We start from the raw sequence: 26,706 nt of genomic DNA on the forward strand, positions 1-26,706 counted from the left end.
GCGCCACCGCCTGTTTATTTCGCCACTAAATCGAAAACCCGCACCCAGTCGTCGCCGCGCGTTTGCCAGGTGAATCGCTTCGATGTGGCATAGGTCAGCGGCTGGTTAAATAAAAACACCAGCGGCGCCTGTTCACGCATCCGTTCGGTTGCCTGCTGGTACCAGGCGGCGCGTTTTTGCTTATCAACCGTTGAGCGGCCTTTCATCACCAGGCCGGCAAAAACGTCATCCTTCCAGTAAGCGCCGGGGTCGGTGGGCAGATACAGACCCAATAGGCCGTCGGCGTCCAGGGTCGGCCAGGCCTGGCCTAAAAACGCTGCCTGCCCCATATCGCCGCGGGTATAGGCGTTGGACCAGTTGGCGTATTCCATTTCCTTGATGCTGACGTTCAAACCCACTTCCTGCAGCTGGGCGGCGATCACCTGGCCGATTTCCTGGCTTAACAGATAACGTCCCAGCGGCACCTGCAGTTCAAAGGAAATGGGCTGCGGCAATCCCGACTCGGCGATAAGCTGGCGCGCCTTGTCCGGATCGTAGGGGTAGGGCTGCAGTTTATCGTTGTAGCCGAAATACATGGGCGACAGCAGCTGGCCTTTGCTGATGGCGCCGTGACCGTTATAAATGGCGTCGATAATGCCCTGGCGATCGATGGCGTAGTTCATCGCCTGGCGCAGCTTGAGGTTGTTGGCGAAGGGCGGCTTGAGGTTATTCATTTTAATGATCATCGCGCGGCTGCTTTCTCCCCAGCCGGCATGGGCGATGCCGCTGCTGTTGATGCGCGCGATATCCGTGGGCGGAATATCCAGCGCCAGATCCAGCTCGCCGGCCAGCAACGCCGACACCCGTACCGCCGGTTCGCTTATCATGCGCAGCACGACTTTGTCATGCGGCGCCGGCGTGCCGAAAACCTGGGTGCCGAAATACGTGGGGTTGGGCGTCAGCACCACCCGTTCGCCCGGCACGTATTCCGCCAGCTGATACGGGCCGCTGCCCATGGCTTCGCGGCTGGGATCGTGCGTCGCGGTCCATGACGGCTCCATCATGAACAGCATGCTCAGCTGCGCCACCAGCCCGGGGAAGGGCATGCGCGTAATGATTTTCACTTCGTCGGGCGCCACGACGTCGACATGATCGATCAGGCTATACCATTCCTTGACGCGGGTTTTATGCGCGGGATCGAGTAAATGATCGAAATTCCACTTTACCACCGCGGCATCCAGCGGCTTGCCATTGGCAAAGGTAATGCCCGGGCGCAGCTTGAAGTCCCAGGTGTTGTCGTCGATAGCCTGCCATGATTCCGCCACGACGCCGGTAATGCCGAGGTCGGGATTGCGTATCACCAGCGGCGAGTAGATATGGCTGATGACGCTTAAATCCGTCTGCACCACGGTGGCCTGCTGCGGATCAAGCGTCGTCACCGCGGCGGAAAAGGCAATATTGACGGTATCCGCCAGCGCGACCGCCGGCAGGCTGCCGGCAACGGATAATAACGCGGCGCAGCCCAGCAGTCGTAATTGGCGCGCTTTGCCTGACAAGGCAAGCCTGAGAACATGACACATGGTTGATCTCCAGTATGAGAGAACGGAGCGATGGGGAAAATCAGTGCATCCTGAGGTACTGCAATTCTTCCGCGATAACCGCGGCCATCATCGTCAGGCTGACCGGCCGGTTTTCCGCCGTCAGGCGTTTAATGACCGCCAGGCGCAGGGACTGGCGCAGGCGGCGCTCCTCGCGCATCAGGCTCATGGCCAGCGCCGCCCGGATTTCGCGCGGCCAGACCCGATCCAGGCGATCGCGCGCGCTCCCAAGCGTAAACAGGCCGTGCGCGACGCTGCTGTGCCCGGCGCGCAGCCGCGCGGTGGCATCGGGGTCGAGCCGGCCGCTGTCGTCCACCGCCACGCCGTAACTGGCCCGGGCGTTGTAGACGGACACCAGGCCGCGCCGCACATCGTGGGCAACCTGGCGCGGATCGCGCAGAAAAGGGTCGCCAAAGCCGCCGCCCGAGGGCGAGGTCAGGCGCACCACGTCGTGGCGTTGCATCTTCAGGACATCAATCTTGCCCAGATTGCGCTCATCATCGGTGCCGGGATTGAGCAATACGGATCCCAAATGGCCGCATTGCCCACCCCGCGCGCCCCAGGACTGAAAATAGAAACGATTCATGCCGCGCACCGTCATCACCGCCTCGGGACCCGTATTTTCCAGCTCCAGGGCAATGGCGGCGCCGCTCTGCCAGCGGCCGGGCGCCTGGCTGTCGGTCACCAGGCCATACCGTTTCACCCGCATCACCGTCTCGGCCTCGATGGTTTCGGCAGGCACCGTGCGCAGATAACCGGAGCGGGAGTCCACCCCGTCGGTGCCGTCGAGGCCGAAACGTCCGCCGCCGCCGCCGCACAAGGGATTGATCACGCTGACGCGATTGCCCTCGCCATGGGGATCTTTGGCGGAAACCACAATCACTCCCGACATGCCGGGACCCGCCGCCGTGAGACCGTCGGCCAGGGCGGCGTTCAGGCAGCCCAGGATGACGTCGTAAACGCGGGTGCTGGTGGTGACCCGCGAACCGCCGGCCGCCGGAAATTCGGCGTTCATCACCGTGCCGCGCGGGGCGATGACCTCAAGGGCGCGCAGCAGGCCCGCGTTACGCGGCGCTTCCGGCTCCCGGGTCAGGATATAATAGATAAACGCCTGCAGGGTATAGGGGTGGGCGCGCGCGCCGGTGACGTAGTTAAAGGCCGCCGCCACCTGCGGGTCGGTGCCGCTGAAGTCGAATACAATGCGCTCGTCGCGCACGCGCATCACGGCGTGGATATGGATAAAATCTCCTTCGCTCATGCCTTCGACATAATCGGCGAAGGGATAATCCCCGTCGGGGATGCGGCGTATAACCTGGCGGGCCTTGGCATCGGCCAGGGCCATGGACGCTTCCATGCCCGCGCGCACCGCCGCCACGCCATAGCGCTGGCACAGTTGATTCAGCCGCTTATCCATACTGGCCAGCGCCGATATCATGGCCTGGAAGTCGCCCCACAGCTCATCGGCGATGCGGCTGTTATCGATAAAGATATTGCGGATGGCGGTATCGAGCTGTCCGCGTTTGTAGAGTTTGGTCGGCCTGACGCGCAGGCCTTCCTGGAACACCTCGGTAAACGCCGGCGAAATACTGCCCGGCACCGCGCCGCCGATATCGGAGGCATGCACGAACGACCAGGCCAGGGCCACCAGCTCATTGCCGACAAAGACCGGCCGCACCATGGAAACATCCATGATATGCGTCACCATTCCGTCGGTACTGAAAGGGTCGTTGGTGATAATGCAATCCCCGGGCTCAAGATGTTCTACGCCGATGCCGTGCAGGCCGCCGGCCACCGGCAGGCCAATGAAGGCGTTAACGCCGTTGTGGCTGGGATAGGCGAACATTTCGCCTGCCGGCGTGGCCAGTCCGCATTGAAAATCCTGTACCAGTTTGACGAAGGTGGTATGGGCGGTGCGATACAGGGTGACGGAGGCTTCTTCGACAATGGCGTTAAAGCGATTATTCATGATGACCGTTTGGATGGGATCCACAATCAATGCTCCTGCGTCAGGATAATGTCGCCGCCGGCATGCACCCTGGCGGTAAAAAAGGGCGGGACCAGCACGGTGGCGTCGCTCTGGCTGATAATGCACGGCCCCGGTACCTGGGCATCCACTCCCAATACGGTGCGGTCATAAACCGGGCAATCCTCCAGCAACGCCGCGCCGATATGCAGCCGCCGAAAGCCGCGGGGGCGGGGTCGGCCGCCGCCCGCCGGCCGCGTCGCCGCATTGCCTTCCGGCGCGGCCAGCGCGCCGCGCACCCGCACCCGCAGTTCGATAAATTCAACGGACGCCTCCGTGTCGGCATGGGTATGCAAGCGTAAATGCTCCGCGTGAAACGCGGCGACGGCGAGCGTGGTGCTGATGCCGTCTGGGGCGGCCGCCTCAATGCGCACCGGGATCTGGAACGACTGGCCGCGATAGCGCATATCCGCCCAGTACTCCAGGGCGATCGCGACCACGTTGCCAGGGTCGGTCTGCCGCGCCAGCCAGGCCCTGGCCGCGTCCGCCAGCCCGGCAAAGGTCTGTTGCAAGCGCGCCGTATCCATCGCGCCCTGCTGTACGATGGCGATGGTGTCATGGGTCAGTTCGGCGACCACGCCGCCCACGGCGCAGAATACCGACGGATTGTTGGGCACGATAACCCGTGGGATGCCGATTTCCGCCGCCAGCAGCGGACCGTGGATGGCGCCGTTGCCGCCGAACGCCACCAGGGTCACGTCCTGCGGATCGACACCGTGGCGGGCCAGATAAGGCAATACGCTGGCGACCATATTGGAGGTGGCGATGGCGATGGCGGCGCCGGCCGCGTCCGTCTCCGTCGCGGCCATGCGCGCGGCCAGGGGAGCGAAGGCGGCGCGGGCCGCAGCGGTGTCCAGGGGCATCTCGCCGCCGAGAAAAGTGGCGGCGTCCAGATAACCGCATAATAAGTAGGCGTCGGTCACGGTAGGCTCGGCGCCGCCGCGCGCAAAACAGGCGGGGCCGGGCCAGGCGCCGGCGCTTTTGGGGCCGACGCGGAACACCGGCCCGTCGAAACGGCCGATGGAACCGCCGCCGGCGCCTATCGCCTCGATGCCGGTAACCGGCATGGTCAGAGGGAACTCGCCGACCTCGGTTTGCTCCACCACCGTCGGCATGCCGGCGCGGATCAGGGAAATATCGGTGCTGGTGCCGCCCATATCCATTGTCAGAAAATGCTGCTCCGGCGCCGCGCGGGTAATTAGCTGCGCCGCCGTTACCCCGGAAGCGGGGCCGGACAGGAGCGTATGCACCGGGAAATGGCGCGCCTCGCGCGCGGACATGGCCCCGCCGTTGGAGCGGGTGATAAACAGCTGGACGTGGCGCAGACGGCTGGTCAGGTAGTGTTCAATCTGCCCCAGGTATGAGGACATCCGGGGCTTAACATAGACATTAAGCAACGCATTGACCGCCCGCTCGTATTCGCCGGGGCGCGGCCACACCTCGCTGGACAGGCAGACATCCAGGGACGGCGCGAGCCGCCGGATCAATGCGCGCGTTTCCCGCTCATGGCGGGGATCCTGATAGCTGTTGATATAGGCGACGGCGATGCTGTCGAGCCCGGCGGCCACCACCTGCGCCACCGCGCCGGCCACCGATTCCGCCGACAGCGCGTCGATAACGCCGCCGTCAGCCGCCATGCGTTCGCGTATTTCAAAAACCTGGTGCCGCTCGATCAACGGCAGGCCGCGCGTGCCGCGCAGATTGGTGGGATCGAGCAGACGCAGGCGCTGCAGTTCCAGGATATCGCGAAATCCCTGGGTGACGAACAGGGCGACCGGCGGCTGTGAACGCTCGATCACGGCGTTGGTGCTCACAGTGGTGCCGTGCATGACCACCACCGGTTCTTCCGGCCCCACGGCCAATGCCGACAATAACCGCTCGAAGCCCTGTTTAAAACCCTCGGCAAAATGGGGCGGAGTGGAGGGCACTTTAAAACAATATAACGGCGCCTGCCGCGCGTCGCTGCGCCAGACGACAAAGTCGGTGAACGTGCCGCCGATATCAACTCCCACTCTTATCATGCGATTTGCCCTTGTGCCGCCGACGCCGCGTCCCGGCGAAAATGGCGCCCTGATGAAGTCTATTGGTATATACAATATAATAAAGAACTGGGATGTAAATATCATTATGATGAAAAACAGATCAATATTCATACGAATATCCTATGATAAAGCAGCGTTAAAACAGTAAATTAATGTGTTTATCGGGGTGGAAACGCCGTGTTCATATAGGCTTATTTTATGTATATACATAAAACGAAGATAAAAATGAATAAGAAAAAATGATAGCGCGAATTTGCTTTTTGTTTTGTATATACTTAATCGCTGATACTTTGGGAAAACCTCCATTATGAGCAAAAACGAGTCACCGCTACACCAAGCCCCGCCCGCTCACGCCGAGCCAAGTCCGCTCATCCCTAAGCGTTCGCGGGTCAAACCCCTGCCCATCCATCAGGGCATCCAGAACGATATTAAAAACAAAATCCTCAGCAACGAGTGGCATCCCGGCGATCGGGTGCCCACCGAACAGGAATTGATGGCGGTCTATCAATGCTCGCGAATGACGGTAAATAAAGCGCTGTCGACGCTGGTGGCCGCCGGGATGATTGTGCGCAAGCGCCGGAAAGGGTCTTTCGTCGCCATGCCGCGTGTCGAGGAGCCGTTGCTGGCCATTCAGGATATTCGCGCCGAAGTCCTGGCCAGCGACAGCATGTACAGTTTTTCGCTGCTGTCGCGCGGCATCCGCACTATTACCGACGCGGTCGAAGCGGAACATATCGGCATACCCGTTAACGCACGCATGCTATGTATCGATGTCATGCATTACGCCGATAACCTGCCTTTCGCCCTGGAGGCGCGCCAAATCAATCTGGCGGTAGTGCCGCAAGCGGCGCAGGAGGAGTTTATCGAGATGCCGCCGGGCAGCTGGTTGTTAAGCAATATCCCCTGGTCGGAAGGCGAGCACTCCCTGCGCGCTATTTCCGCCGACGATGTGCTGGCGCGGCAATTATCGGTATCGCCCGGTACGGCGTGCATTTCCATTGCCAGGCGCACCTGGCTGTCGGGGGAGCTGATCACCTTTGTGCGCTTGATTTATCCGGGGGAACGCCACCGCTTTTTAGTGCGTTTCGGGCCCAGCCCGGCGAATTTGCAGCGGGATACGCCCAACCCGGGCTGAAACCCTCCCGGTGTTTTTGGCTCACATCCGTATGGGCACGAGATTGCCGCTAAACACGCCGGCGCGTTTTGAATACTGGCGTATTGCGCTAAGGGGTTTCGACGCTATGGCCGCTTTATGGATGAGTTCGCGCCGGAGCCGGCGGAGAGCCTTGGGGCAAGGATTAGGTTGTGCCGGTGGGGGTTTGGTTTGCGGTTGGCGGTAAGCTTTATGTTGCCGTGGCGCGGGTTTCGCTTGCCGTGCGTTAAGGTACCCTGCGTCAGGGTGCGCTAGGGCATATATCGCCTCGGCGAAGGTTCCGTTTGCCGTGCGTTAAGGTACCCTGCGTCAGGGTGCGCTAGGGCATATATCGCCTCGGCGAAGGTTTCGTTTGCCGTGCGTTAAGGTACTCTGCGTCAGGGTGCGCTAGGGCATATATCGCCTCGGCGAAGGTTTCGCTTGCCGTGCGTTAGGATGCCATGCGTCAGGGTGCGCTAGGGCATATGTCGCCTCGCGAAGGTTTCGCTTGCCGTGCGTGAGGTGTTCGTATGTGTTGCCGGGTAACGGCAAGCGACAAAGAGGCCGTACCGCGACGGCCTCCTTGACCTCCGCGCGTCCGGCAGGTCGTGCGCCGCTGCGCGGTTCCCGGCATCACCCATCCCGGCTTTTGGACCGCACGGGACGCGCTCCCGGCGCGGCCCTTAGCTTTCGCCGCTCCCGGCGGCTCATCCAGCCGCGATGTGCGCCGCCGGCGCACTCTATGCCGGCACCAGGTCAACACCATCGCCTGTGAGTAAAATAGCGTTTTTGGGTTTCTTGCGGCATGCACTTACCGGGAAAGGTATCAGTATTCATTTTGCGCTAAAGTTTACAGCCTGATGGTTAATGGCTAATGGCTAATGCCAAACGATAAATGCTCAAAGCCAAATGGCTAATGCTAAACGTTAAATGCCCAAAGCCCAAAGCCCAAAGCCCAAAGCCCTATGTCTAATGTCTAATGTCTAATGCCATATGCTCGCTTCCGGCTTTAAATTAAAAGCGCCAGGTGCGATGTATCTAATACGCTTACAGATTCGGGGGACTAGGGCATAGGCCTGGTTTGGCGGGCTGTAATTTCATGCTGCGGCTGTTTACCTCAATGATTGTCAGCTTCCCGGCTCACTCTTCCTTCTCCTTATCAACAGCGGCGCTATTGTTTCTTACTATTTATTACTGACAGCGATAGTCGGGCCGGCATAGAGCGCGCTGACGGCGCCTGTGAACCCGGCATGAGCCGCCGGGAGCGGCGAAAGGCCCGGTTGCGCCGGGAGCGCTAACCGGGCCGGTGCATAACGGGGGAACTGGCGGCGGAAGGCATCGCGCAGCGACGCGCGACCTGCCGGACGCGCGGAGGTCAAGGAGGCCGTCGCGGTACGGCCTCTTTGTCGCTTGCCGGCACCCGGCACTACATGAAACAACCGAACGCACGGCAAGCGAAACCCCCACCGGCGCAACATAGTCCTTACCGCCAGCCAAACCTCCACCGGCGCGGCAGACCCCCCCGCAAACGATATAAATCTATCCGTCCTGAAGTCAATCCGGTCAAAAGCCACTACATTTGATATCTTATGTATATACTCTAATAATAATTTAATTTTGTTAAAAAACATTATGTTAACTTAAATCTATCTAAAATAGCGCAAAAATCATCCATATAATTATCTTATTTGTATATACATAACTTGACGCCCCGTTTTGCTGGCGGTATGTTCAATTTCATCGGGTTAAACAGATGTTAACGGCCTGGATATCATTCTCGTGTGACGACGTTATCAACAGCAACCAAGGTGTCGGGAGAGCAGGGTGAATAAAAAACAATTGATTATCGGTACCGTGTTAAGCCTGTCGTTCGGCATCGCGCCGGGGTGGGCAAACGCCGCCGTCGCCGCACCGGCGGATATCAAGGCGAAAGGGCAACTGACCTTTTGCTCCGACCTGGAAAACCCCCCGGCGGAAGGCATGGCCGAGGACGGCAAAACACCCAGCGGTGCCGCGGTGGATATTATGAATGCGCTGGGCAAGACCCTGGGGGTGAAAACCCAAATCGATAATTATCAATTTTCCGGTATTTTTGCCGCGCTGGATACCGGCAAGTGCGACCTGGTCATGGCCAGCCTGGGGAAAACCCCGGAACGCGCGGAGCGCTATGGGCTGGTGGATTACTGGCGGGTAAAGTCCGGCCTGCTGGTGGTCAAGGGAAATCCCCTGCATCTGGCGTCGTTTGCGGATCTCTCGGGCCGCCGGGTGGCGGCGTTGATGGGCAGCCGCAATGAGTCGGTGGTCAAGCAGGAAAGCGACAAACTGGTGAGCGAAGGTAAACCGGCGATTACCCTGGTGTCGTTGGGCACCAACGTCGCCGCGTTCCATGATTTGCTGCTGGGCCGCGCCGATGCCATGGTCGGCGATACGGTGGTGATTAATTTTTACATGTCGAAGGCCAAAAATAAATTCCAGACCGTCGATATGCCGGTGCCCGCCAAAACGTGGGTGGTGGCCATGGTGAAAAACAATACCGACCTGCGCCAGGCGATCCAGGCGGCAATGGATGAACTGAATACATCCGGCGCCATGACGAAAATCGTCCAGAAATGGGGTATTGAACATGGCGTAGCCCTGTGCGACAGCGAGCACCCCTGCGATTGACGGGGCGGGGCGACCATGCTGTGAGGAGCGTACCTTGCTAAATCAAATTCATATGCAATTTAATCTGCCATTTTTCCTGAATTTTGTGTTTCATCCGCAAGCCGTTTTATTTCAGGGGCTGATATTAACGATTGTTTCCGCTGTACTGTCCCAGCTTATTGGCACGGTATTAGGTATTACATTGGCAATGGCGGGAATAAGCCGCTTATGGATATTAAAGGCGTTTAACCAGCTTTATATTTGGTTTTTTCGCGGCACGCCGGTATTGGTACAATTGGTACTGATTTATTTTGGCCTGCCCTATTTACTGGGTTTTGATATTTTCCCCGCCGTGATGCCGTTGGGGCCGTTCATGATTTCCGGGGCGGTGGTCGCGGGCATTGTGTCTTTCGCCCTGCACGAGGCGGCGTATATGAGCGAAATTACGCGCGCCGGCATTATATCCATCGACAGCGGCCAGGCCGAGGCCGCCAAAGCGCTGGGCATGCCGCCGCGGTTGCTGATGCGGCGCATTATTCTGCCGCAGACCATCCCGGTGATTGTCCCCGCGCTGGGCAATCAATTTAATAATATGCTCAAGACCACGGCGTTGCTCAGTATTATCGGTGTTTCAGAAATGTTTCGTGTCGCGGAGCAATTACAGGCCGCCACCTTTATGACGTTTGAGGTTTATCTCGGCATCTCTATTTATTATTTGCTGCTGACCGCGTGCTGGACCGCCATCCAAATGCTGTTGGAAAAAAATCTCAACCGGCATTTAAAAGGGGCGAGCATAAAGCGGCGCGCCAAAAAATCCTCATCTCTTTTAGCGGAGCTTGCCGATGAGCGTTAATCAATCAGATAGCCTACCGGATGCGGTCGTCTGCCGTGATGTGATGAAATTCTATGGCGAACTGCCGGTACTGCGTAATGTGTCGTTGACGGTGAAAACCGGCGAAACCACGGTGATTATCGGCCCGTCCGGTTCGGGAAAAACCACGCTTATCCGCTGTATCAACCGGTTGGAGAAAATTCAGCAGGGCACCATCCACGTCGGCGGCGCCCTGATGGGATACCGCATGAAAAACGGCCTGATGCAGGAAGACAGCGAGAAAAATATCGCCAAGCTGCGCCAGCGCATCGGCATGGTTTTTCAGCGCTTTAATTTGTTTTCACATATGACCGCGTTGCAAAACGTCATGGAAGCGCCGGTAAGCGTCCTGCGAATGAATAAAAAACAGGCGCGCGACAACGCCGCGGAATTATTGGCCCGGGTGGGCCTGGCGGATAAATTAGCCTATTACCCCACGCAATTATCCGGCGGGCAGCAGCAGCGCGTAGCGATTGCGCGCGCGCTGGCGATGAACCCGGAGGTCATGCTGTTTGACGAACCCACCAGCGCCCTTGATCCCGAAATGATTGGCGAAGTGTTAAGCGTAATGCAGGACCTGGCGCGCCAGGGCATGACCATGATCGTGGTGACCCATGAGATGGAATTTGCCAGGAATGTCGCCGACCGGGTGGTCATCATGGACGGCGGCGAAATTATCGAGCAGGGACCGCCGCAAAAAATATTTATTGCGCCGGAGAATCCAAGAACAAGGACCTTTCTGAATAAGGTATTACACAAAATATAAACATCGCCCGGCGGTGGATTATAAGACAACGTATTTTTACCAACGAGGAATAAAGATGGGACGTTTAATTGATATAAGCTGGCCCGACCTGGGCGTTACCGTGGTCGCTGAATTAAATGATGAAAAGAACCCCGAGCTGTGCGAAGAGTTCTGGCAGCACCTGCCGTTTAAAGTGCTGCAGGCGCATCCGGTTGTGTCCGGCGCATCCATGTATGCCTGGACGCCCATCGTCAGCAGCGCGCCGGTGCACCATCGCGAAATGATTACCGATTGCCCGGTGGGCCGGCTGCGTTATTCCCAGTCAACGGGCAATAAAATGTCGATTCAATATGGCGTCGGCCTGGAGCCTTTGGCCCAGCCGGTATTGGGACAGGTGCTGGAGGAATATTGTCATTTACTGCCCGATGTGGGCAAGGCGGTGTGGAATAATCTCTTCTGGCAAAAGGATAAGATTTTTGTCGAGGTTTCCGCTCATGATAAGCAGGCCCACCCGGGCGTACCGCGCCAGCCCGCGGCCACCACGGACGCGGCCAAACGCTTCCTGGCGGAAGCCGACAGGATCCAACTGACGGAGCCCGAGGACCTGCGCGCCATCCGTTTGGGACAGGTGGAGTCCACCGGCACCTACGGCCAGTATTTTACCGCCTGGGATTTCGCCAACGGCATGCTGCGTGATTATATTATGTATACCATGTACCCGTTACTGACGCTGACCAATACGCTTTCGTTGCAGGATTTTAATAAAACGCTGCGGGAATTCGACGTGCCTTACTCCAGCTATTTAGGCGTCAGCGGGTTATATCAGTTGGAAGAATACGCCGGTATCTTGCGCGAGGCGGTAGCCGCGGCGCAAACCAAAGAAGAACTTCAGGAATTGCTGCGCGCTTTTCTGAAATATGGCAATCGCCTGTGCGCCTGGTCTTATCACTATTTCCCATGGTATCTGGGCATGTTCTATAACCGCCAGCTCGGCGGCCAGGAATTTCCGGGCCGTTGGAATCCTGAAAAAGTCTGAGAATAATGGCCACGCGCCCGCGTTAAGCCCGCCGGAACGCTTTTGCCGGCGCAAACGGCCTGCGGCGGGTCGCGCGCCGCATTCAGCCGGGAGGCAATATGTTGACTATCACACCCCAGGATAAAGCGGCGTTTCAGCGCGATGGCGCCGTTATTATCCGCCAGGCCTTTTCCCGCCAATGGCTGGAGAAAGTGGAGCAGGGCATCATGGCTAATATCGCCGCGCCCAGCGATCACGGCCGCTATACCGACCCCGAAACTAAACTGTTTTTCCAGGACAGCGATAACTGGCGGCGCATTGCGGCCATCAAACAATTTGTTTATGAATCGCCCGCCAAGGAAATCGCCGCCGGCCTTCTAGGGGCCGGCAAAATCAATTTCCTGCATGATCATGTGCTGGCTAAAATGCCCGGCGCTTCCCAGCGCACCCTGTGGCATCAGGATCAGCCGTATAGCCCGGTGGACGGCAGTGACTTTTGCACCCTTTGGCTGCCTACCGGCTCCGTGACGCGCGCCACGGCGCTGGAATTTGTCGCCGGCTCGCACCGCTGGGGTAAATGGTTCCGTCCCCAGTGGTTCGCCACCGGCCAGCTGCGCGAGGGCGACGACGACAGCTGGGACATCCTGCCGGATATTGAAGCGCGGCGGCAAGACTACCGGATTATCAGCTGGGCGCTGGAACCCGGCGACTGCCTGGTGTTCCATGGCCTGACCCTGCACGGCGCCGCCGGCAATTTCCAGGACGCGCCGCGGCGGGTGTTATCCACCCGCTGGACCGGCGATGACGCGGTTTTCCGCTACCGCAGCGGGAAAATGTCGCCCCCGGCGCCGCTACAGGACGCCCCGCAAGACGGCGGGGCGCTGGATTGTCCCTCCTTTCCGGTCGTCTGGCGGGCACCGCGCCGTGGAGGGCATTAACCTCGCCATCGCACCGGGCGAGCGGCTGGTGCCCAGCGGCTGCGGTAAAACCACCACGCTGCGCATGGTGGTAGGGTTTATCCAGCCTGGCGGCGAGTTCCTGTTAAACGGCCGCCAGGTCGCCGACGCCCGTTTTTATGCTGCCGCAGTAATATTAAGTATTTCCCCCCGTCGGCCGATAACATTATACGTTGAATTATTCTTTATTTTCCGAATCAGTCAAACCGCCTTGTTTCCACGCATCAATCGCTATTTTTATTGGGGAAAGTATGGATAATTTTCAACAAGAGGTAGAGGAGAGAACCAATCTCACCTCATCGAACCGATTTGAACTGCTGTTATTCCGCCTGGGGTCGCCCCCCGATGAAGAACACGCCGAATTGTACGGCATCAACGTGTTTAAGCTGCGTGAAATAGTGCCGATGCCGAAGCTGACCAAAGCCGCCGGCATGACGTCGCCGCTGATGGGCATGGCGAATATCCGCGGCGAGATTATGCCCGTTATCGATTTGCCGGCCATCGTCGGCTGCGTGCCGAAGACCGGGTTGAATATCTTGCTGGTAACGGAATATGCCCGCAGCACCCAGGCTTTCGCGGTGGAATCCGTCGACGATATCGTCCGTCTTGAGTGGAGCCAGGTCCTGGCGGCCGAGGCGGGCGTCAGAAGCCGCAATATCACCAGCATCGCGCGCCTGAACAATGATAAAACCGACACCCCGCTGGCGCTGGTGCTGGATGTTGAGCAGATTTTGTATGACATCATTCCCGCCAATCGCACGGCGCACCTGGAAAGCGAAAAGAAGCAGACCTTTACCCTGAAACCAGGGGCGGTGGCCATTGTGGCGGAGGACTCCAAAGTCGCCCGTTCAATGCTGGAACAGGGCCTGACGATGATGAACATCCCCTTCCTGACGCACGTCACCGGCCTGGAAGCCTGGAAAAAAATCAATAAAATGGCGGAAGAAGCGCGGGCGGAAGGCATACCTGTCACGGATAAAATCGCGTTTGTGTTAACCGATCTGGAAATGCCCGAGATGGACGGTTTTACCCTGACGCTGAATATCAAACGCGATGAGTTCCTCAAACACATTCCCGTTATTATCCATTCGTCCTTGTCGGGCAGCGCCAATGAGGACCATGTGCGCAAGGTCGGGGCGGATGCGTATGTGGCAAAATTCGATATCAACGACTTGGAGTCCGCCATCAAGCGGGTGCTGCCGTAAAGACGGCCGCGGTTCCCTTAGCCGTCATGGCGCGGCCGGAATCCTGCCCCCGACCGCGCCGTTGCTGTCGCTCTTAGTTCAGCCTGGCCTTGGAAAAATCACTGCCGTTAAGGCTGACGCTGTAGCCGGTGACATTGGCGCGCGTGGCATAAAAGGTTTTACCGTTTGCCAGCGGCACCCACGGGGCCTGTTGATGGAACACGTCCTGCGCTTGTTTATACAGCGCGGCGCGCTGGGCCGGATCGCTGATGACCTTGGCCTGTTTTATCAGCGCGTCATACTGTTTATCACACCAGAACGCCGCGTTGGACCCGCTGTTGATACTGTCGCATCCCAGCAGGACATTGGCGAAATTATCCGGATCGCCGTTATCCGACATCCAGCCGAACAGCGCGGAGGCGTGTTCGCCCTTGCGGATGCCGGCAAGGTATTCACCCCATTCGAAAGTGATGATTTTTACCGTCACGCCCACCTTGGCCCAATCGTTCTGGATCATTTCCGCGATGCGGCGGGAGTTGGGATTATACGGGCGCTGCACCGGCATCGACCATAAATCCGTGGTAAAGCCCTGGGCAAAACCCGCCTGCTTCAGCAAGGCCTTGGCCTTGGCCGGGTCATAAGGATAATCGGCGAGATCCTTATCGTAACCGAGCATATTGGGCGGAATGGGCGATTTCGCCACCGTGCCGGAACCGAGAAATACCGCGTTGACAATCGCTTTTTTATCCACCGCATAGTTTAACGCCTGGCGCACCAGAACATTATCGAACGGCTTTTTCGCGGTATTAAAGGCCAGGTAGCCCACGTTCATGCCGTCCACGCTGTGCAGCACCAGATCTTTATTGCTTTTGATTTGATCAAAATTGACCGGATTCGGCGCGGGGATAATCTGGCATTCATTTTTCTCAAGCTTGGCCAGACGCGTGCTGACGTTGGGGGTAATAGAAAAAATCAGGCGTTTGGTGGGCACGTCGCCCTGCCAGTAATGCGGATTGGCCTCGTAGCGGATCAGGGAGTCGACTTTATAGTCTTTCAGGTTATACGGGCCGGTGCCGATGGGATCGGTGTCCACCCGCTCCGGCGTGCCGGCCTTCAGCATGGCGTCGGCATATTCCGCGGAGAGGATGGAGGTAAAGTCCATGCCCCAGTCGGCCAGGAACGTGGCGTCGGGTTTGCTCAGGATAAACTGGACATGCCGATCGTCCAGTTTTTTCACTTCCTGGATAAGGGTACCCAGGCCGACGTCGTTAAAGTACTCATAGGCGGCGTGGGACACGTTATGATAAGGGTGATTGTCGTCTTTTTGCCGCAGTACGGAGAAAATAACGTCGTCGGCGTTAAAGTCGCGGGTCGGGGTGAAATATTTATTGCTGTTGAACTTAACGCCCTGGCGCAGGGTAAACGTATAGGTTTTGCCGTCGGGACTGATGGTCCACGCCTCGGCCAGGGAAGGGATGGGCAGATTATCGCTTTCCCGGAAAGTGATCAGCCGGTTATACAGCACCTGCGAGCTGGCGACAAATGACGGGCCGGAGCTGGCAATCTGCGGGTTGAACGATTCAGGCGAGGCTTCTGAGCAATAGACCAGCACATCGTTGGCCGCCGCCAGCGCGCCGCCCGCCGGCAGCATCGCGGCGATCAGCAGTGCGAGAGAGGTTTTGCGTAAATCCATTTTTATTGCCTTAATAAGGTGATTAATAGGAAATGAATCCGTGATTGTTCGTCTTGCCATTATAAGCGGCGGCAGGCGAAATGGAAAAAATCCTCTGCTTATAAATGCCCGGCTTTTAGGTATAAGCGCTGCCCTTTGGCAGTATTGCCTGGCGATCTGCCGGCGGAATTTGCCAGCCGGGAGACATTCTTCTTGTAAAGAAGGTGTGATCTCTGCGGGAGGGCGGGCATTGGCAACGCCTGGTAGCGATACCCGCAACCGAATGCGGATTTATCCGCGGCCAGGCGCCGGTTACACTTTCCCCTCGCGACCCATCCCGGCAAGGCGGCCTATCGGCGGCAGGGAGAGGAGAGGGTGGGGAAGGATCCTTTCAGCCGCGCGGATATCAACTACATCCATTGGAAAACCTATGTTATATGAGCTGACAACACTGTCCGTGCCGGCGCTGGAACTTGATACGGCTTCAGCCCGGGCCTGGGCATGGGTGACGGCGCCCGGTGCCGGGGGAAGAGTGGTGGGTTTCTGGCGTACCGAGCTTGGCGAGCTGTTCCAGTTACTCCTGCTGCGCGAGTTTCACTCAGAAGAGGCATTGTGGCGGGAGCGACGGCGGGCGCAGCTGGACAGCACGCCGTTTAATATCGTAAATGCGCAAATCGCCCTCAGCATGGAAAGCTATCAGCCTTTTCCTTTCCTGCCGCCCGCGCCGTCCCAACTGGCGCAGCCGGGGGCCTGTTATGAATTCCGCACCTATTGGCTGAAGCCCGGGGGATTATCTCCCACGCTTGCGGGATGGGCGCAGGCGCTTGCGCCGGCGCAGGCTTACACCTCGCATCTGATCATCAATATGTACGCGCTGGACGGGCCGCCGCGCATCACGCATATCTGGACCTTCGCCAGCCTGGAGGAGCGCGCCCGTTTACGCGCGGAACACTATGCCGCGGGACTGTGGCCGCCAAAGGGCGGGCCGCAGCAGATTATCCGGGCTGCCTCGTTTATCTGCCTGGCGGAAAACCGCCGCGCCGGGGATGCCTGACGCCGGATTTGCCGGCGCCTGGCGCCGTGCCTGGCAGTCAGTCCCGGCGGCGAAAAGCGTTGTTTTGCCCGGCGGCGCTGGATTATGCTGTAGTTCTAGCCCCCCGCCAAGGAGATTCTATGACCACCAGCCTGATGATCGCCAACCGGCAAACCTGGTTCGGCGCCGGCAGTATCAGCCAACTGCTTCCCCTGCTGCACGCCGACCCGCAGCCGACGCTGTTGTTCAGCTGCCGCTCGTTCCTTGGCGGGGCGATCTATGCCGGGATGGCGGATGCGCTGGCGCCCCTGCTGGTCGGCACCGAGATCGTCGGCCATGAGGCGTCGCCGCAGGATATTGACGGGTGGGTGGCGCGCTGGCGCGGCAAAGCGCGGCGCATCGTCGCCATCGGCGGCGGCAGTGTGCTGGATGCCGCCAAGGCGTTCGCCGCCCTGGCGGAGCATCCTTTGCCGGCGCTGCGCTATATGGAAAAGGTGGGCGACGCCAAGGTGAGCGGCGCTACGCTGCCCTTAATCGCCATTCCCACCACCGCCGGCACCGGCAGCGAAGCGACGCAAAACGCCGTGATCACCGATACCCGCACCCATAAAGTCAAGGCGTCGCTGCGCCACCCGAACTTTGTGCCGCAGGTGGCCATCCTGGACCCGCAACTGCTGGCCGGCGCGCCGGATGCGGTGCTGGCCTGCTGCGCCATCGACGCGTTCACCCATCTGTTCGAGGCGTATCTGTCCAAAACGGCAAGTAGCCTGTCGCGCGAAATGTCGCTTACCGGTATCCGTCTTTTCCTGCGGGCCTGGCCGGCGTTAAACCGCAGCGCCGATGCCCGCGAGGCTATCATGCAGGCCTCCTACCTGGGCGGGCTGACGCTGAGCATGGCGGGACTGGGCGTGATCCACGGCATCGCCGGTGAAGTCGGTGCCTTGCGCAGCTACCATCATGGCCAGGTCTGCGGCCGGCTGCTGCTGCCGTTTCTGCAACTGCTGGCGGACAGCGACCACCCCCGGCAGCGGGCACTGATGGCCGCATTGGCCGTCAGCGTCCTTCCCGCAGGTCGGGACGACCCGGAACGTTATCTGCAGGAATTTATCACCCGCAACGCCATTGTCCCTTTCTGGCGGGACGACCTGCCGCTCAGCCCGGAAGAATTGGCGGTGTGCCTGGAAAAATCCACCAGCAAAAATGCGCTGCTGGACTACCCGCCGGCACAGCTCCGGCACATGATTGTCACGGCGTTTCGCATCGAATAGCGCCATCAGCCCGGCGGTGACCGCCGGCATCACACGTCACGCGCTCTCCCGAAGCCCGCGCGGGGAAACATAAGAAGGATTTCCTATTCTGCTTATCCTCGCCGCTCAACCCCCCTGTCGCCAAAATCAAGATTACCGGTTTTGCCAATAGCACGTTTTGGTAATAACCCATGACGCACAGCGATAGCCGGGAAAAATAAGTATTTATATCAATCTATTAATTTTGCAAAAAGTAAAAGTGTTACCGGTAACTGTTTTTGAAGTTTACATAAGTTAACATTTTTATAACTTGTGCTGACAAAAATTCCGCTTATTCTGGCGATAAAATTATCATACAAATAATTATTAGCGCCCTACGTTACCGGGCTGGTGACGGTGGCGCTCAGCACATTGATTAACACCCTTAATGGAAGATCTATGAGCAAGCAAAACGATGAGGACATCCCCTCACGGCGGCGTTTTTTGCAACAAACGCTGTCGATTATTCCCCTGGCCGCGGCGGGGGGCGGCCTTGTTTCCTTCGCCGGCCAGGCAACCTCCGCCACATCCGCTGGCGTTTCCGCCCACTACGTTCCCACCTTTTTTAATAATGATGAATGGCGCTTTATCCTGGCCGCCGTCGACCGGCTGATTCCCACCGATGAATATGGGCCGGGCGCGGTAAGTGAAGGCGTTCCGGTTTATATCGATAAGCAAATGGAGTTGCCCTACGGTTACGGCCATCTCTGGTATATGCAGCCTCCTTTTGCCGACGCCGCGCCCGAATTGGGTTATCAGTCCCCGCTGGCGCCGCGCGATACCTATCGCCGCGGCATCAAGGCCGTCAACGATCATTGCCGGCAGTTCTTTGCCAAAGAATTCGCCGCCCTGAGCCAGCAACAGCAGGAATCCGTGCTGCGCGAATTGGAAAGCGGCAAGCTGACGTTTGCTAACGTGCCGGGCGCGCTGTTTTTTGCCCAGTTGCTGGACAACGCCAAAGAAGGTTACCTGGCCGATCCCATGCACGGCGGCAATCAAACGCTGGCGTCATGGAAGCTGATTGGGTTCCCGGGCGCGCGCGCCGATTACCAGCAGACGATGGACAACCCCAATAAGCCCTATCCATTGGGACCGGTCAGTATTTCAGGGAAAAGGAGCGTCTGACGTGGCGATAAAACAAGACCCGGTCGATATCGTTATCGTCGGTTTCGGCTGGACCGGTTCGCTGATGGCGATGGAACTGGCGGAAACCGGCCTGAATATCCTGGCCCTGGAGCGCGGCGAGCAGCGCGATACCTATCCCGATTTCGCCTACCCGCGCATAATGGATGAATTGACCTACGGTATCCGGTTAAAGCTCTTTCAGAATGCGTCAAAAGAGACGGTAACCGTGCGGCATACCACCAGCGAAACCGCGCTGCCTTACCGGCGTTTTGGCTCCTTCCTGCCGGGTGACGGCGTCGGCGGCGCCGGTGTGCATTGGAACGGCATGCTGTGGCGCCCCCTGGAGGCCGATCTGCGCATGCGCAGCACCGTGATTGAGCGGTACGGCGCGGATTTTATCCCCCAGGATATGACGGTGCAGGACTATCCCTTTACCTACGCGGAGATGGAGCCGTTTTTCGATAAGTTCGAAAAAATTTGCGGCACCGCCGGACAGGCCGGCAATCTCAAGGGCGACAAAATCGCCGGCGGCAACCCCTTCGAGGCGCCGCGCCAGAACCCGTATCCGACCAAGCCGCTCAAGCAACAGTATTCCGGCATGCTGTTTAGCAAAGCGACGACCGAACTGGGCTATCATCCGTTTCCGCTGCCGGCGGCGCTGTGCAGCGAACCTTATACCAATCCCTATGGCGTTCAGTTGGGGGTGTGCAACTACTGCGGTTTTTGCGAGCGCTTCGGCTGCTTTAATTACGCTAAGGCGTCGCCGCAAAGCACCGTGCTGCCGGCGCTCTATCAGCATAAAAACGTTGAGCTGCGCACCCAGTGCCATGTGCTGCGCGTCAATACCGATGCCGCCGGCACCCGGGCGACCGGCGTCACCTATATCGACGCCAACGGCCAGGAAGTTGAACAGCCCGCCAGCCTGGTGGTGCTGAGCGCGTTCCAATTGCACAACGTACGTTTGCTGCTGTTGTCGAAAATCGGCAAGCCTTACAATCCCGCCACTGGCGAAGGCGTGGTCGGGCGTAACTATGCCTACCAGATGAACGGCGGCGTCGCGTTGTTCTTCGACCCGGACACCCATTTCAATCCCTTTGCCGCCACCGGCGCCACCGGTACGTTTATCGATGATTTCAACGCGGAAAACTTTGACCACGGCGGGCTGGGATTCATCGGCGGCGCCACGCTTTCCGCCACCATTACCGGCGGGCGCCCCATCCAGCAGATGAGCATTTCCAACCAGGCGCCAAAATGGGGAACCGGCTGGAAGAAGGCGATCAAAGATAATTACCTGCACACCATGAGCGTCGGTTCGTCCGGATCGGTGATGCCGTATAAACAGTGCTACCTCGATCTCGACCCCACCTATAAAGATCATCACGGCCAGCCGCTGCTGCGCATGACCTTTGACTGGCAGCACAACGAGCTGAAAATGACCCATTTTATCGGCGGCAAGGCGGAGGAAATCGCCAAGGCCATCGGGCCTGAGCATTACGAAATGGGTTTTAAAGGCATGAACGCCCACTACGATGTACGGCCCTACCAGTCCACTCATACCACCGGCGGCGCGGTGATGGGCGATAATCCCGCCACCAGCGTGGTGAACAAGTACCTGCAAAGCTGGGATGTCCCCAACCTGTTTGTGCTGGGCGCCTGCTGTTTCCCGCAGAACCTGTCGTATAACCCCACCGGTATTGTCGGCGCCACCGCGCTATTTGCCGCCAATGCGATTCGCACGCAGTATTTGGCCAACCCCGGACCGCTGGTCCAGGCTTAACAGGGAAGGGACTGAGATGAGCACTCTATGGAATGCAGCGCTTCCCTTGCTGGCGCTGGCGCTGTTGCCGGCCGCGGTCAACGCGGCAGCCGATAGCCAGCCGGCCGGCAAAGGACAATATCTGGCCACCGCCGGCGACTGCGTGGCCTGCCACACCGCCGCCGGCGGCAAGCCGTTTACCGGCGGGCTGAAAATGTCCACGCCGCTGGGGGCGATTTACTCCACGAATATTACGCCGGACAAAGACACCGGTATAGGCGACTACCGCTATGAGGATTTTGCCAAAGCGGTGCGCGAAGGCGTGGCGAAGGACGGCCATCACCTCTACCCGGCCATGCCTTATACCGCGTTCGCCAGGATTAATGATGAAGATATGCACGCGCTGTATGATTTTTTTATGCAGCAGGTGCCGGCGGTGAAGCAGGCCAATCGCGACAGCGATATCCCCTGGCCGCTGAATATGCGCTGGCCGCTGGCGGCCTGGAACTGGGTATTTCATGATGATGATGCGTTCAAGCCGGACCGCGGCCAAAGCGAAGAGTGGAACCGGGGCGCCTATCTGGTGCAGGGGCTGGAGCATTGCGGCACCTGCCATACGCCGCGCGGCATCGCGTTCCAGGAGAAGGCGCTGGATCAGTCCGACGACGCCTACCTGACCGGCGGCACGCTGGAGGGCTGGCATGCGCCCAATCTTACCGGTACGGGCAAAGACGGCCTGGGGCGCTGGTCGGCGGATGAGCTGGCGATGTTCCTGAAAACCGGCCGTACCGATACCAGCGCGGCCTTCGGCTCCATGACGGATGTGGTGGAACACAGTACGCAATACCTGAATGACGCGGATTTGCGGGCGATGGCGGTCTATCTTAAATCGTTGCGGCCGTCCGCCGCGGCGCCGGCGCCGTACGCGGATGATGTCACTTCCGCGGCGCTTATCCGGGGCGATATGAGCAAACCGGGGGCGCAGGAATATATGGACAACTGCGCCGCCTGCCACCGTATCGACGGCCGGGGTTATGCCAAAACTTTCCCGGCGCTGGCGCGCAATCCGGTCGTGTTGAGCGACGATCCGTCGTCGTTAATCAGCATCGTTTTGCATGGCGGTAAAATGGCGGTCACCAGGGACGCCGTGACGGGCCTGACCATGCCGGACTTCGGCTGGCGCCTGGACGACAAACAGGCGGCGGATCTGCTCAGCTTTATCCGCGGCGCCTGGGGCAATGACGCGCCGGCGGTGAGTGCCAACGCGGTGGCAAAACTGCGCCACGCGACGTCGACGGTGGAGCGCAAGGACCCCAATAAGGCCAATGAGCCGAATACCGGACAGGCGCATCAGTAACGCGTTTAGCCTCCGCGCCAGGCGTACGCGGGTGCCGCGTACGCCCGTCCCTCCCGGCCGGCGGCGCGCCGTCAGACCCAGAAAATAAGCGCCAGCAGCTGCGGCGACAGAATGCGCAGGAACATCACCATCGGGTAAACCGTGGCATAGGAAAGCGCCGCCGCGCCGCTGGTGCCATGCAGGGCGTTGGCGAAAGCCAGCGCCGGCGGGTCGGTCATCGAGCCGGCAAGCATGCCGCAAAGGGTGAGATAGTTCATCCCGAACACCACGCGCGCCAGCAGGCCGACGCCTAGCAGCGGAACGGCGGTGATGATGATCCCGTAGCCCAGCCACGACAGGCCGTCGCCCTGGATCAGCGTGTGCACGAAACCGCCGCCGGATTTAAGGCCCACCACCGAGAGAAACAGCACGATGCCCAGCTCGCGCAGCGCCAGGTTAGCGCTGGGCGGCATAAACCAATAGAGTTTGCCGATACTGCCGATGCGTCCCAGGATAATCGCCACCACCAGCGGTCCCCCGGCCAGGCCGAGGCGCAGCGCGGCGGGAAAGCCCGGTACGTACAGCGGCAGCGAGCCCAGCAATACGCCCAAACCGATGCCGATAAACACCGGCAGCATCTGCACCTGCTGCAATTTTTGCCGTGCGTTGCCCACCAGCGCGGCCACGGCATTGATTGCCTCCGCCCGGCCCACCAGGTTGAGGATATCGCCGAACTGCAGACTGGCATGGCTGCCGGCCACCAGTTCCACCCCGGCGCGGTTCAGCCGGGAAACCACCACGTCGTATTTCTGTTTAAAATTCAGGTCGCGGATCTTTTTGCCCAGGACTTTTTCGTTGGTGACCACCACCCGCTCCATGCGCAGGTCGGTGCCCTGCATTGACAGCGACGTATCCACCTGCTGGCCGATCACCAGGCGCGCTTTCTCCAGATCGCTTTTCAACCCCACCAGGTGCAGCAAATCGTCCTGTTGAATCAGGGTGGTCGGCAGCGGAACAATCAAGCTCTCGCCGCGCTTTAAGCGCGAACAGACGATTTCGCTGCTGTTGAGCACCGGCACCTCTTGCATCGCCAGCCCCTCGAGATTGGCGTTGACGACACGGATATTCATGGTCTGCAACTGGGCGTGGCCGGCGCCGCTGGCGCTATCGAATTGTTCCGCCTCGCGCTCGACATTAATGCGCAATGCAAAGCGAATAAACCACATGGTCAGCAGGATGCCGCAGATGCCGAAGGGGTAGGCCATGGCGTAGCCCATGCCCATCTGGTTAATCTGGGCGGGACCGGTGCCGAGATCGGTGAGAATTTGCTGACCGGCGCCGAGGGCCGGCGTATTGGTTATCGCGCCGGCAAACACGCCGAGCACCACGGGCAGGGGGACGTTAAACGCTTTATGGATCAGGGCCGCGAGCAGCATCCCCAACACCACCACCAGCATGGCGAAAAGATTGAGCCGCAGGCCGGAGACGCGTAATGAGGAGAAAAATCCCGGCCCGACCTGGATGCCGATGGTATACACAAACAGGATAAGCCCGAATTCCTGGATAAAATTCAGCATATCGCCGTTCAGGCTCAGTCCCGCCGTATGGGCGAAATGGCCGACGATAATGCCGCCGAACAGCACGCCGCCGATACCCAAACCCACGCCGTATATACGCCAGTTACCTATCCATAACCCTATCACCGCCACCAGTGCCAGCATGCTGACCGTCAGTGCTATATCGCTCATTGCCGCATCCCTGGAAAATCATGAGGTTGTTGTCGGGTATTCTGGCAGAGGCGTGGCGAAGGAAATGAGGTAAAGAGCACAAAACATCAAGCTATATGAACCACGGGTGATAGTTGCGTCTATTGATTATCGAGCTCATCTTCCAGCCTGCGGCAGCCTGGTTCATGACCTGATCGCATAGCGGTTCGTCTTATAAATTTGATTGCCCCGGATTGAGAAGATACATTAAGAGAAAAATGTTCAGCGCTTGTCGGCCGCAGCATAGACATCATCGTTATCGCGCTTGCCTATAGCGATGACAGCAACAGGATTTCCTTATCATTAACTTCATAAACCAGCCGGTAGCCGCTGGCCCGGAGTTTAATTTTATAACGGTTGCTGCTGCAATGCAGCTGAGCTGAAGGTACATGCGGCTGCATAAGGCGCTCGGCAAGTTTCTTTTTAAACTGATCCCGCACGGTATTACCCAGTTTATGCCACTCCTTTAGCGCCCGCTTTTCAAATTTTAATTCATAATTCATCGAGTTTTACGCTGATAAACGCAGGGTCAACCAAACGCTCATCAGCAATCCGGTTTAACTCGTCATCTTCCGCCAGTTCCCGATAATAAGCGTAAAGCTCGGGGGGGACGCAGTAAAACGCGGGCTCATTACGGTTTAGGATAGCCACTGCGTTGCCTCCGCCGTCGGCGACCGTCCCCATCGGGTTACGTTTTAGCTCAGTAATACTGGCGGCGGTAGAGGTCAAAATTGTAAAGGTCATTTTTAGTCTCCTGTTAGCTTCGCTTGTTTTAAGTCTTTTAAAGGTGCTTTTCAAGGCGCCTCTAAACACACTTCTAAGAGCGACCCTACCTGTTTAAATAATGGTGGTTTGCATCAATTTCAATCTCATCCGCTTATGCCGTCTTTGGGACTGGTGATATTGAAAACCCTGCGGGACAGTGGCGTGGTCCCGCGCATACGGACGTTCGTCGAGCGGGAATCGGCAAAGGTATCTGGACGCGCGATAGTGGTCTTTACCTGTACGGCAGGTCTTATCGCGTCAATTTGCTTGATTGATAACACCGAAGGGGATATGCACGGAGGGAACAACCGCGCTGGCGGTCAGAAGATAGGGAGACCGATCATCGAAAAAAATGTGTGGTTTCAGTACCCCTCATACCTTGCCTTTTTCAATACCGCCGAGAAAGAATGCGTCATTCGCCATCACGCCCCAGCTCTTCTACGTGTTTAAGGCGCGTTCATGTGATGGCGCATTACTGGCGGTGACTATGGAAATTCTCAGGCGATTTTCATAACCCGGATGTAGAATCTTATACTTTTCTTCCACGGATTGAATTTTCGCCATCCTGGCAAGAAGTTCCTTTAAGGGGCTAGGATTGTGCGGCTGCATGACGTTTTTGACTTTGGAACTCGTGAAATTTCCGGTATTCTTCCTCTCCCTGGCTTTTGAATACCGCGTCGGACCCTGTCAAATCAAAAACAGCGCTCGAGTAGACGCCAATAACATGACGATGCCCAAGATCGTAGACCATTCAATTTTCCTCAGTTTTATTCTCCCCTGAGACCTGAGACTGCCTTTAAGCTTGCCGCCCGGCGCATCAGGATCTCGCGCCGGCGGTTTGCGCCACCAGTACCTGGATGCCCAAGGCTTCGAAAGCGGCTTTTGCGTCGGAGGTAATGCCGCTGTCGGTAATCAGATAATGAATCTTGCGCCATTCACAGGGCAGGGCGAACATCGAGACCTTATCGATCTTGGTGGAGTCCGCCACCACAAATACCGTATTGGCCGAATTGATCATCGCCGTTTTCACCTTGATGTCCGTTTCGCTGGGATAGCTCAGCCCGGCGCGCGGTGAAATGCAGGCGGTGGCCAGGAACAGTTTTTCCGCCAGCATATTTTCGAAAAAGCTGGCGGCTTTCTCGCCGGAAGTCGACAGGGTGGGAAATTTAAAGGTACCGCCGGTCAACAGGATATTCACCCCCGGCTCGCCGCCTAATTGCAGGGCGATATTGACGGCGGTGGTGATGACCGACAGCTTTTTGATATGGTTCAGATGATTGGCGATAGCCGTGGTGGTGGTGCCCGCATCCAGGATAATCGTGTCGCCCGGCTCGATAAAACTGGCCGCCAATTGCCCGATGGCGTCTTTTTCGCCAAGCTGGGTCTGGCGCGCCAGCAGCAGCGCGTGGGTATTCTGCTTGCCGTCCAGCAGCGTCGCGCCGCCGTGGTAGCGTTGGATATAGCCTTGCTGCTGCAGCACGCGTAAGTCTGAACGGATCGTCGCTTCGGTCAGGTCAAAGGTATCGGTAAGCATTTTCACCGACACGGTGCCGTCTTCTTTTATCATTTCCAGTATTTTGCTGCGGCGATGCTGCATATCAGCCCACTGCTCATTTTTGCTTTTCAATCATGATACTCCTATCGGTATTCCATCCCCCGAGGCTTACCGGCAAATAGTAACGTCGCGCGCAGGCGAAAGCGAGTTGCGTCGGTTGTCTTTTTTTTGATTTTCATTCGAAAATGAACAGGAAAAAGATAGCTAAAAAATCCTACATTTCA

At 58.3% G+C, this 26,706-nt stretch carries 21 protein-coding genes and 2 pseudogenes; 13 read left to right on the forward strand and 10 right to left on the reverse strand.

All coding sequences use genetic code 11. The annotated features are described in order from the left end of the window. Nucleotides 1-14: 14 nt before the first annotated feature. Genes ACL2XF_RS04235 through ACL2XF_RS04245 form a run of 3 tightly spaced genes read right to left on the reverse strand, consistent with a single transcriptional unit; the run spans nt 15 to nt 5,621 of the window. Nucleotides 15-1,559, reverse strand: a complete 1,545-nt coding sequence (locus ACL2XF_RS04235) for an ABC transporter substrate-binding protein (RefSeq protein ID WP_413728082.1) — start codon at nt 1,557-1,559, stop codon at nt 15-17. Nucleotides 1,560-1,599: 40 nt separating this feature from the next. Beyond that, nucleotides 1,600-3,567, reverse strand: coding sequence for a hydantoinase B/oxoprolinase family protein (locus ACL2XF_RS04240; RefSeq protein WP_413728083.1), 1,968 nt, complete (start codon nt 3,565-3,567; stop codon nt 1,600-1,602). 2 nt (nt 3,568-3,569) lie between these two features. Next, nucleotides 3,570-5,621, reverse strand: coding sequence for a hydantoinase/oxoprolinase family protein (locus tag ACL2XF_RS04245; RefSeq protein ID WP_413723172.1), 2,052 nt, complete (start codon nt 5,619-5,621; stop codon nt 3,570-3,572). A gap of 328 nt (nt 5,622-5,949) precedes the next feature. Here ACL2XF_RS04245 and hutC point away from each other — a divergent pair, with 328 nt between their 5' ends. From hutC to ACL2XF_RS04285, 8 genes are all read left to right on the forward strand, one after another. Further along, nucleotides 5,950-6,777, forward strand: a complete 828-nt coding sequence (gene hutC / locus ACL2XF_RS04250) for a histidine utilization repressor (RefSeq protein WP_413723171.1) — start codon at nt 5,950-5,952, stop codon at nt 6,775-6,777. Between the two features lie 1,821 nt (nt 6,778-8,598). Continuing rightward, nucleotides 8,599-9,438, forward strand: coding sequence for an ABC transporter substrate-binding protein (locus tag ACL2XF_RS04255; RefSeq protein ID WP_413723169.1), 840 nt, complete (start codon nt 8,599-8,601; stop codon nt 9,436-9,438). Between the two features lie 34 nt (nt 9,439-9,472). Continuing rightward, complete coding sequence (locus ACL2XF_RS04260; RefSeq protein ID WP_410014498.1) at nt 9,473-10,270, forward strand: amino acid ABC transporter permease; 798 nt, start codon at nt 9,473-9,475, stop codon at nt 10,268-10,270. Beyond that, nucleotides 10,260-11,054 carry an amino acid ABC transporter ATP-binding protein gene (locus ACL2XF_RS04265; RefSeq protein WP_410014499.1) on the forward strand — a complete coding sequence of 265 codons (795 nt, stop codon included), beginning with the start codon at nt 10,260-10,262 and terminating at the stop codon, nt 11,052-11,054. The genes ACL2XF_RS04260 and ACL2XF_RS04265 overlap by 11 nt, the downstream gene beginning before the upstream one ends. Nucleotides 11,055-11,109: 55 nt before the next feature. After that, nucleotides 11,110-12,069 (forward strand): hypothetical protein, encoded by a 960-nt coding sequence (locus ACL2XF_RS04270; RefSeq protein ID WP_413728084.1) that lies wholly within the window; start codon nt 11,110-11,112, stop codon nt 12,067-12,069. Between the two features lie 98 nt (nt 12,070-12,167). Next, nucleotides 12,168-12,986, forward strand: a complete 819-nt coding sequence (locus ACL2XF_RS04275; protein ID WP_413728085.1) for a phytanoyl-CoA dioxygenase family protein — start codon at nt 12,168-12,170, stop codon at nt 12,984-12,986. After that, nucleotides 12,973-13,263: an ATP-binding cassette domain-containing protein gene (locus ACL2XF_RS04280; RefSeq protein ID WP_410014502.1), complete on the forward strand. Its 291-nt coding sequence runs from the start codon at nt 12,973-12,975 to the stop codon at nt 13,261-13,263. The genes ACL2XF_RS04275 and ACL2XF_RS04280 overlap by 14 nt, the downstream gene beginning before the upstream one ends. Beyond that, a complete protein-coding gene (locus ACL2XF_RS04285; RefSeq protein ID WP_410014503.1) occupies nt 13,256-14,209 on the forward strand; it encodes a chemotaxis protein in 954 nt (317 codons plus the stop codon). The genes ACL2XF_RS04280 and ACL2XF_RS04285 overlap by 8 nt, the downstream gene beginning before the upstream one ends. Nucleotides 14,210-14,282: 73 nt before the next feature. Here the strand turns inward: ACL2XF_RS04285 and ACL2XF_RS04290 are convergent, their stop codons facing one another. Then, nucleotides 14,283-15,881 (reverse strand): ABC transporter substrate-binding protein, encoded by a 1,599-nt coding sequence (locus ACL2XF_RS04290; protein ID WP_413728086.1) that lies wholly within the window; start codon nt 15,879-15,881, stop codon nt 14,283-14,285. A 409-nt stretch (nt 15,882-16,290) separates the two neighbouring features. Between ACL2XF_RS04290 and ACL2XF_RS04295 the strand changes: the two genes are divergently transcribed. From ACL2XF_RS04295 to ACL2XF_RS04315, 5 genes are all read left to right on the forward strand, one after another. After that, nucleotides 16,291-16,914: an NIPSNAP family protein gene (locus ACL2XF_RS04295; RefSeq protein WP_413728087.1), complete on the forward strand. Its 624-nt coding sequence runs from the start codon at nt 16,291-16,293 to the stop codon at nt 16,912-16,914. Nucleotides 16,915-17,033: 119 nt separating this feature from the next. Then, complete coding sequence (locus tag ACL2XF_RS04300; RefSeq protein WP_413728088.1) at nt 17,034-18,161, forward strand: iron-containing alcohol dehydrogenase; 1,128 nt, start codon at nt 17,034-17,036, stop codon at nt 18,159-18,161. 417 nt (nt 18,162-18,578) lie between these two features. Continuing rightward, nucleotides 18,579-19,304, forward strand: a complete 726-nt coding sequence (locus ACL2XF_RS04305; protein ID WP_413728089.1) for a gluconate 2-dehydrogenase subunit 3 family protein — start codon at nt 18,579-18,581, stop codon at nt 19,302-19,304. A gap of 1 nt (nt 19,305) precedes the next feature. Next, entirely contained in the window at nt 19,306-21,081 is a 1,776-nt protein-coding gene (locus tag ACL2XF_RS04310; protein ID WP_413728090.1) for a GMC family oxidoreductase, read from the forward strand. A gap of 16 nt (nt 21,082-21,097) precedes the next feature. Continuing rightward, nucleotides 21,098-22,417: a c-type cytochrome gene (locus ACL2XF_RS04315; protein ID WP_413728091.1), complete on the forward strand. Its 1,320-nt coding sequence runs from the start codon at nt 21,098-21,100 to the stop codon at nt 22,415-22,417. 71 nt (nt 22,418-22,488) lie between these two features. On the opposite strand, the gene ACL2XF_RS04320 is transcribed toward ACL2XF_RS04315, so the two are convergent. The 6 genes and pseudogenes from ACL2XF_RS04320 to ACL2XF_RS04345 form a co-directional block, all read right to left on the reverse strand. Further along, the gene (locus tag ACL2XF_RS04320) at nt 22,489-24,144 is read right to left on the reverse strand and encodes a putative transporter (protein ID WP_410014510.1); all 1,656 of its coding nucleotides are present in this window, start codon (nt 24,142-24,144) and stop codon (nt 22,489-22,491) included. 240 nt (nt 24,145-24,384) lie between these two features. Then, a pseudogene (locus tag ACL2XF_RS04325) lies at nt 24,385-24,665 on the reverse strand (type II toxin-antitoxin system RelE family toxin). Beyond that, a complete protein-coding gene (locus ACL2XF_RS04330) occupies nt 24,655-24,906 on the reverse strand; it encodes a type II toxin-antitoxin system Phd/YefM family antitoxin (RefSeq protein ID WP_413728092.1) in 252 nt (83 codons plus the stop codon). Before ACL2XF_RS04330 ends, ACL2XF_RS04325 begins: the two are co-directional and overlap by 11 nt. Nucleotides 24,907-25,185: 279 nt before the next feature. After that, nucleotides 25,186-25,536 (reverse strand): annotated as a pseudogene (locus ACL2XF_RS04335) (5'-nucleotidase). Beyond that, nucleotides 25,517-25,678: a 5'-nucleotidase gene (locus ACL2XF_RS04340; protein WP_410014511.1), complete on the reverse strand. Its 162-nt coding sequence runs from the start codon at nt 25,676-25,678 to the stop codon at nt 25,517-25,519. The pseudogene ACL2XF_RS04335 and the gene ACL2XF_RS04340 overlap by 20 nt, the downstream one beginning before the upstream one ends. Before the next feature lie 66 nt (nt 25,679-25,744). Beyond that, a complete protein-coding gene (locus tag ACL2XF_RS04345) occupies nt 25,745-26,554 on the reverse strand; it encodes a DeoR/GlpR family DNA-binding transcription regulator (RefSeq protein WP_410014512.1) in 810 nt (269 codons plus the stop codon). Nucleotides 26,555-26,706: the final 152 nt, after the last annotated feature.

The organism is Sodalis sp. RH19 (assembly GCF_047324215.1).
Taxonomy (GTDB): domain Bacteria; phylum Pseudomonadota; class Gammaproteobacteria; order Enterobacterales; family Enterobacteriaceae; genus Acerihabitans.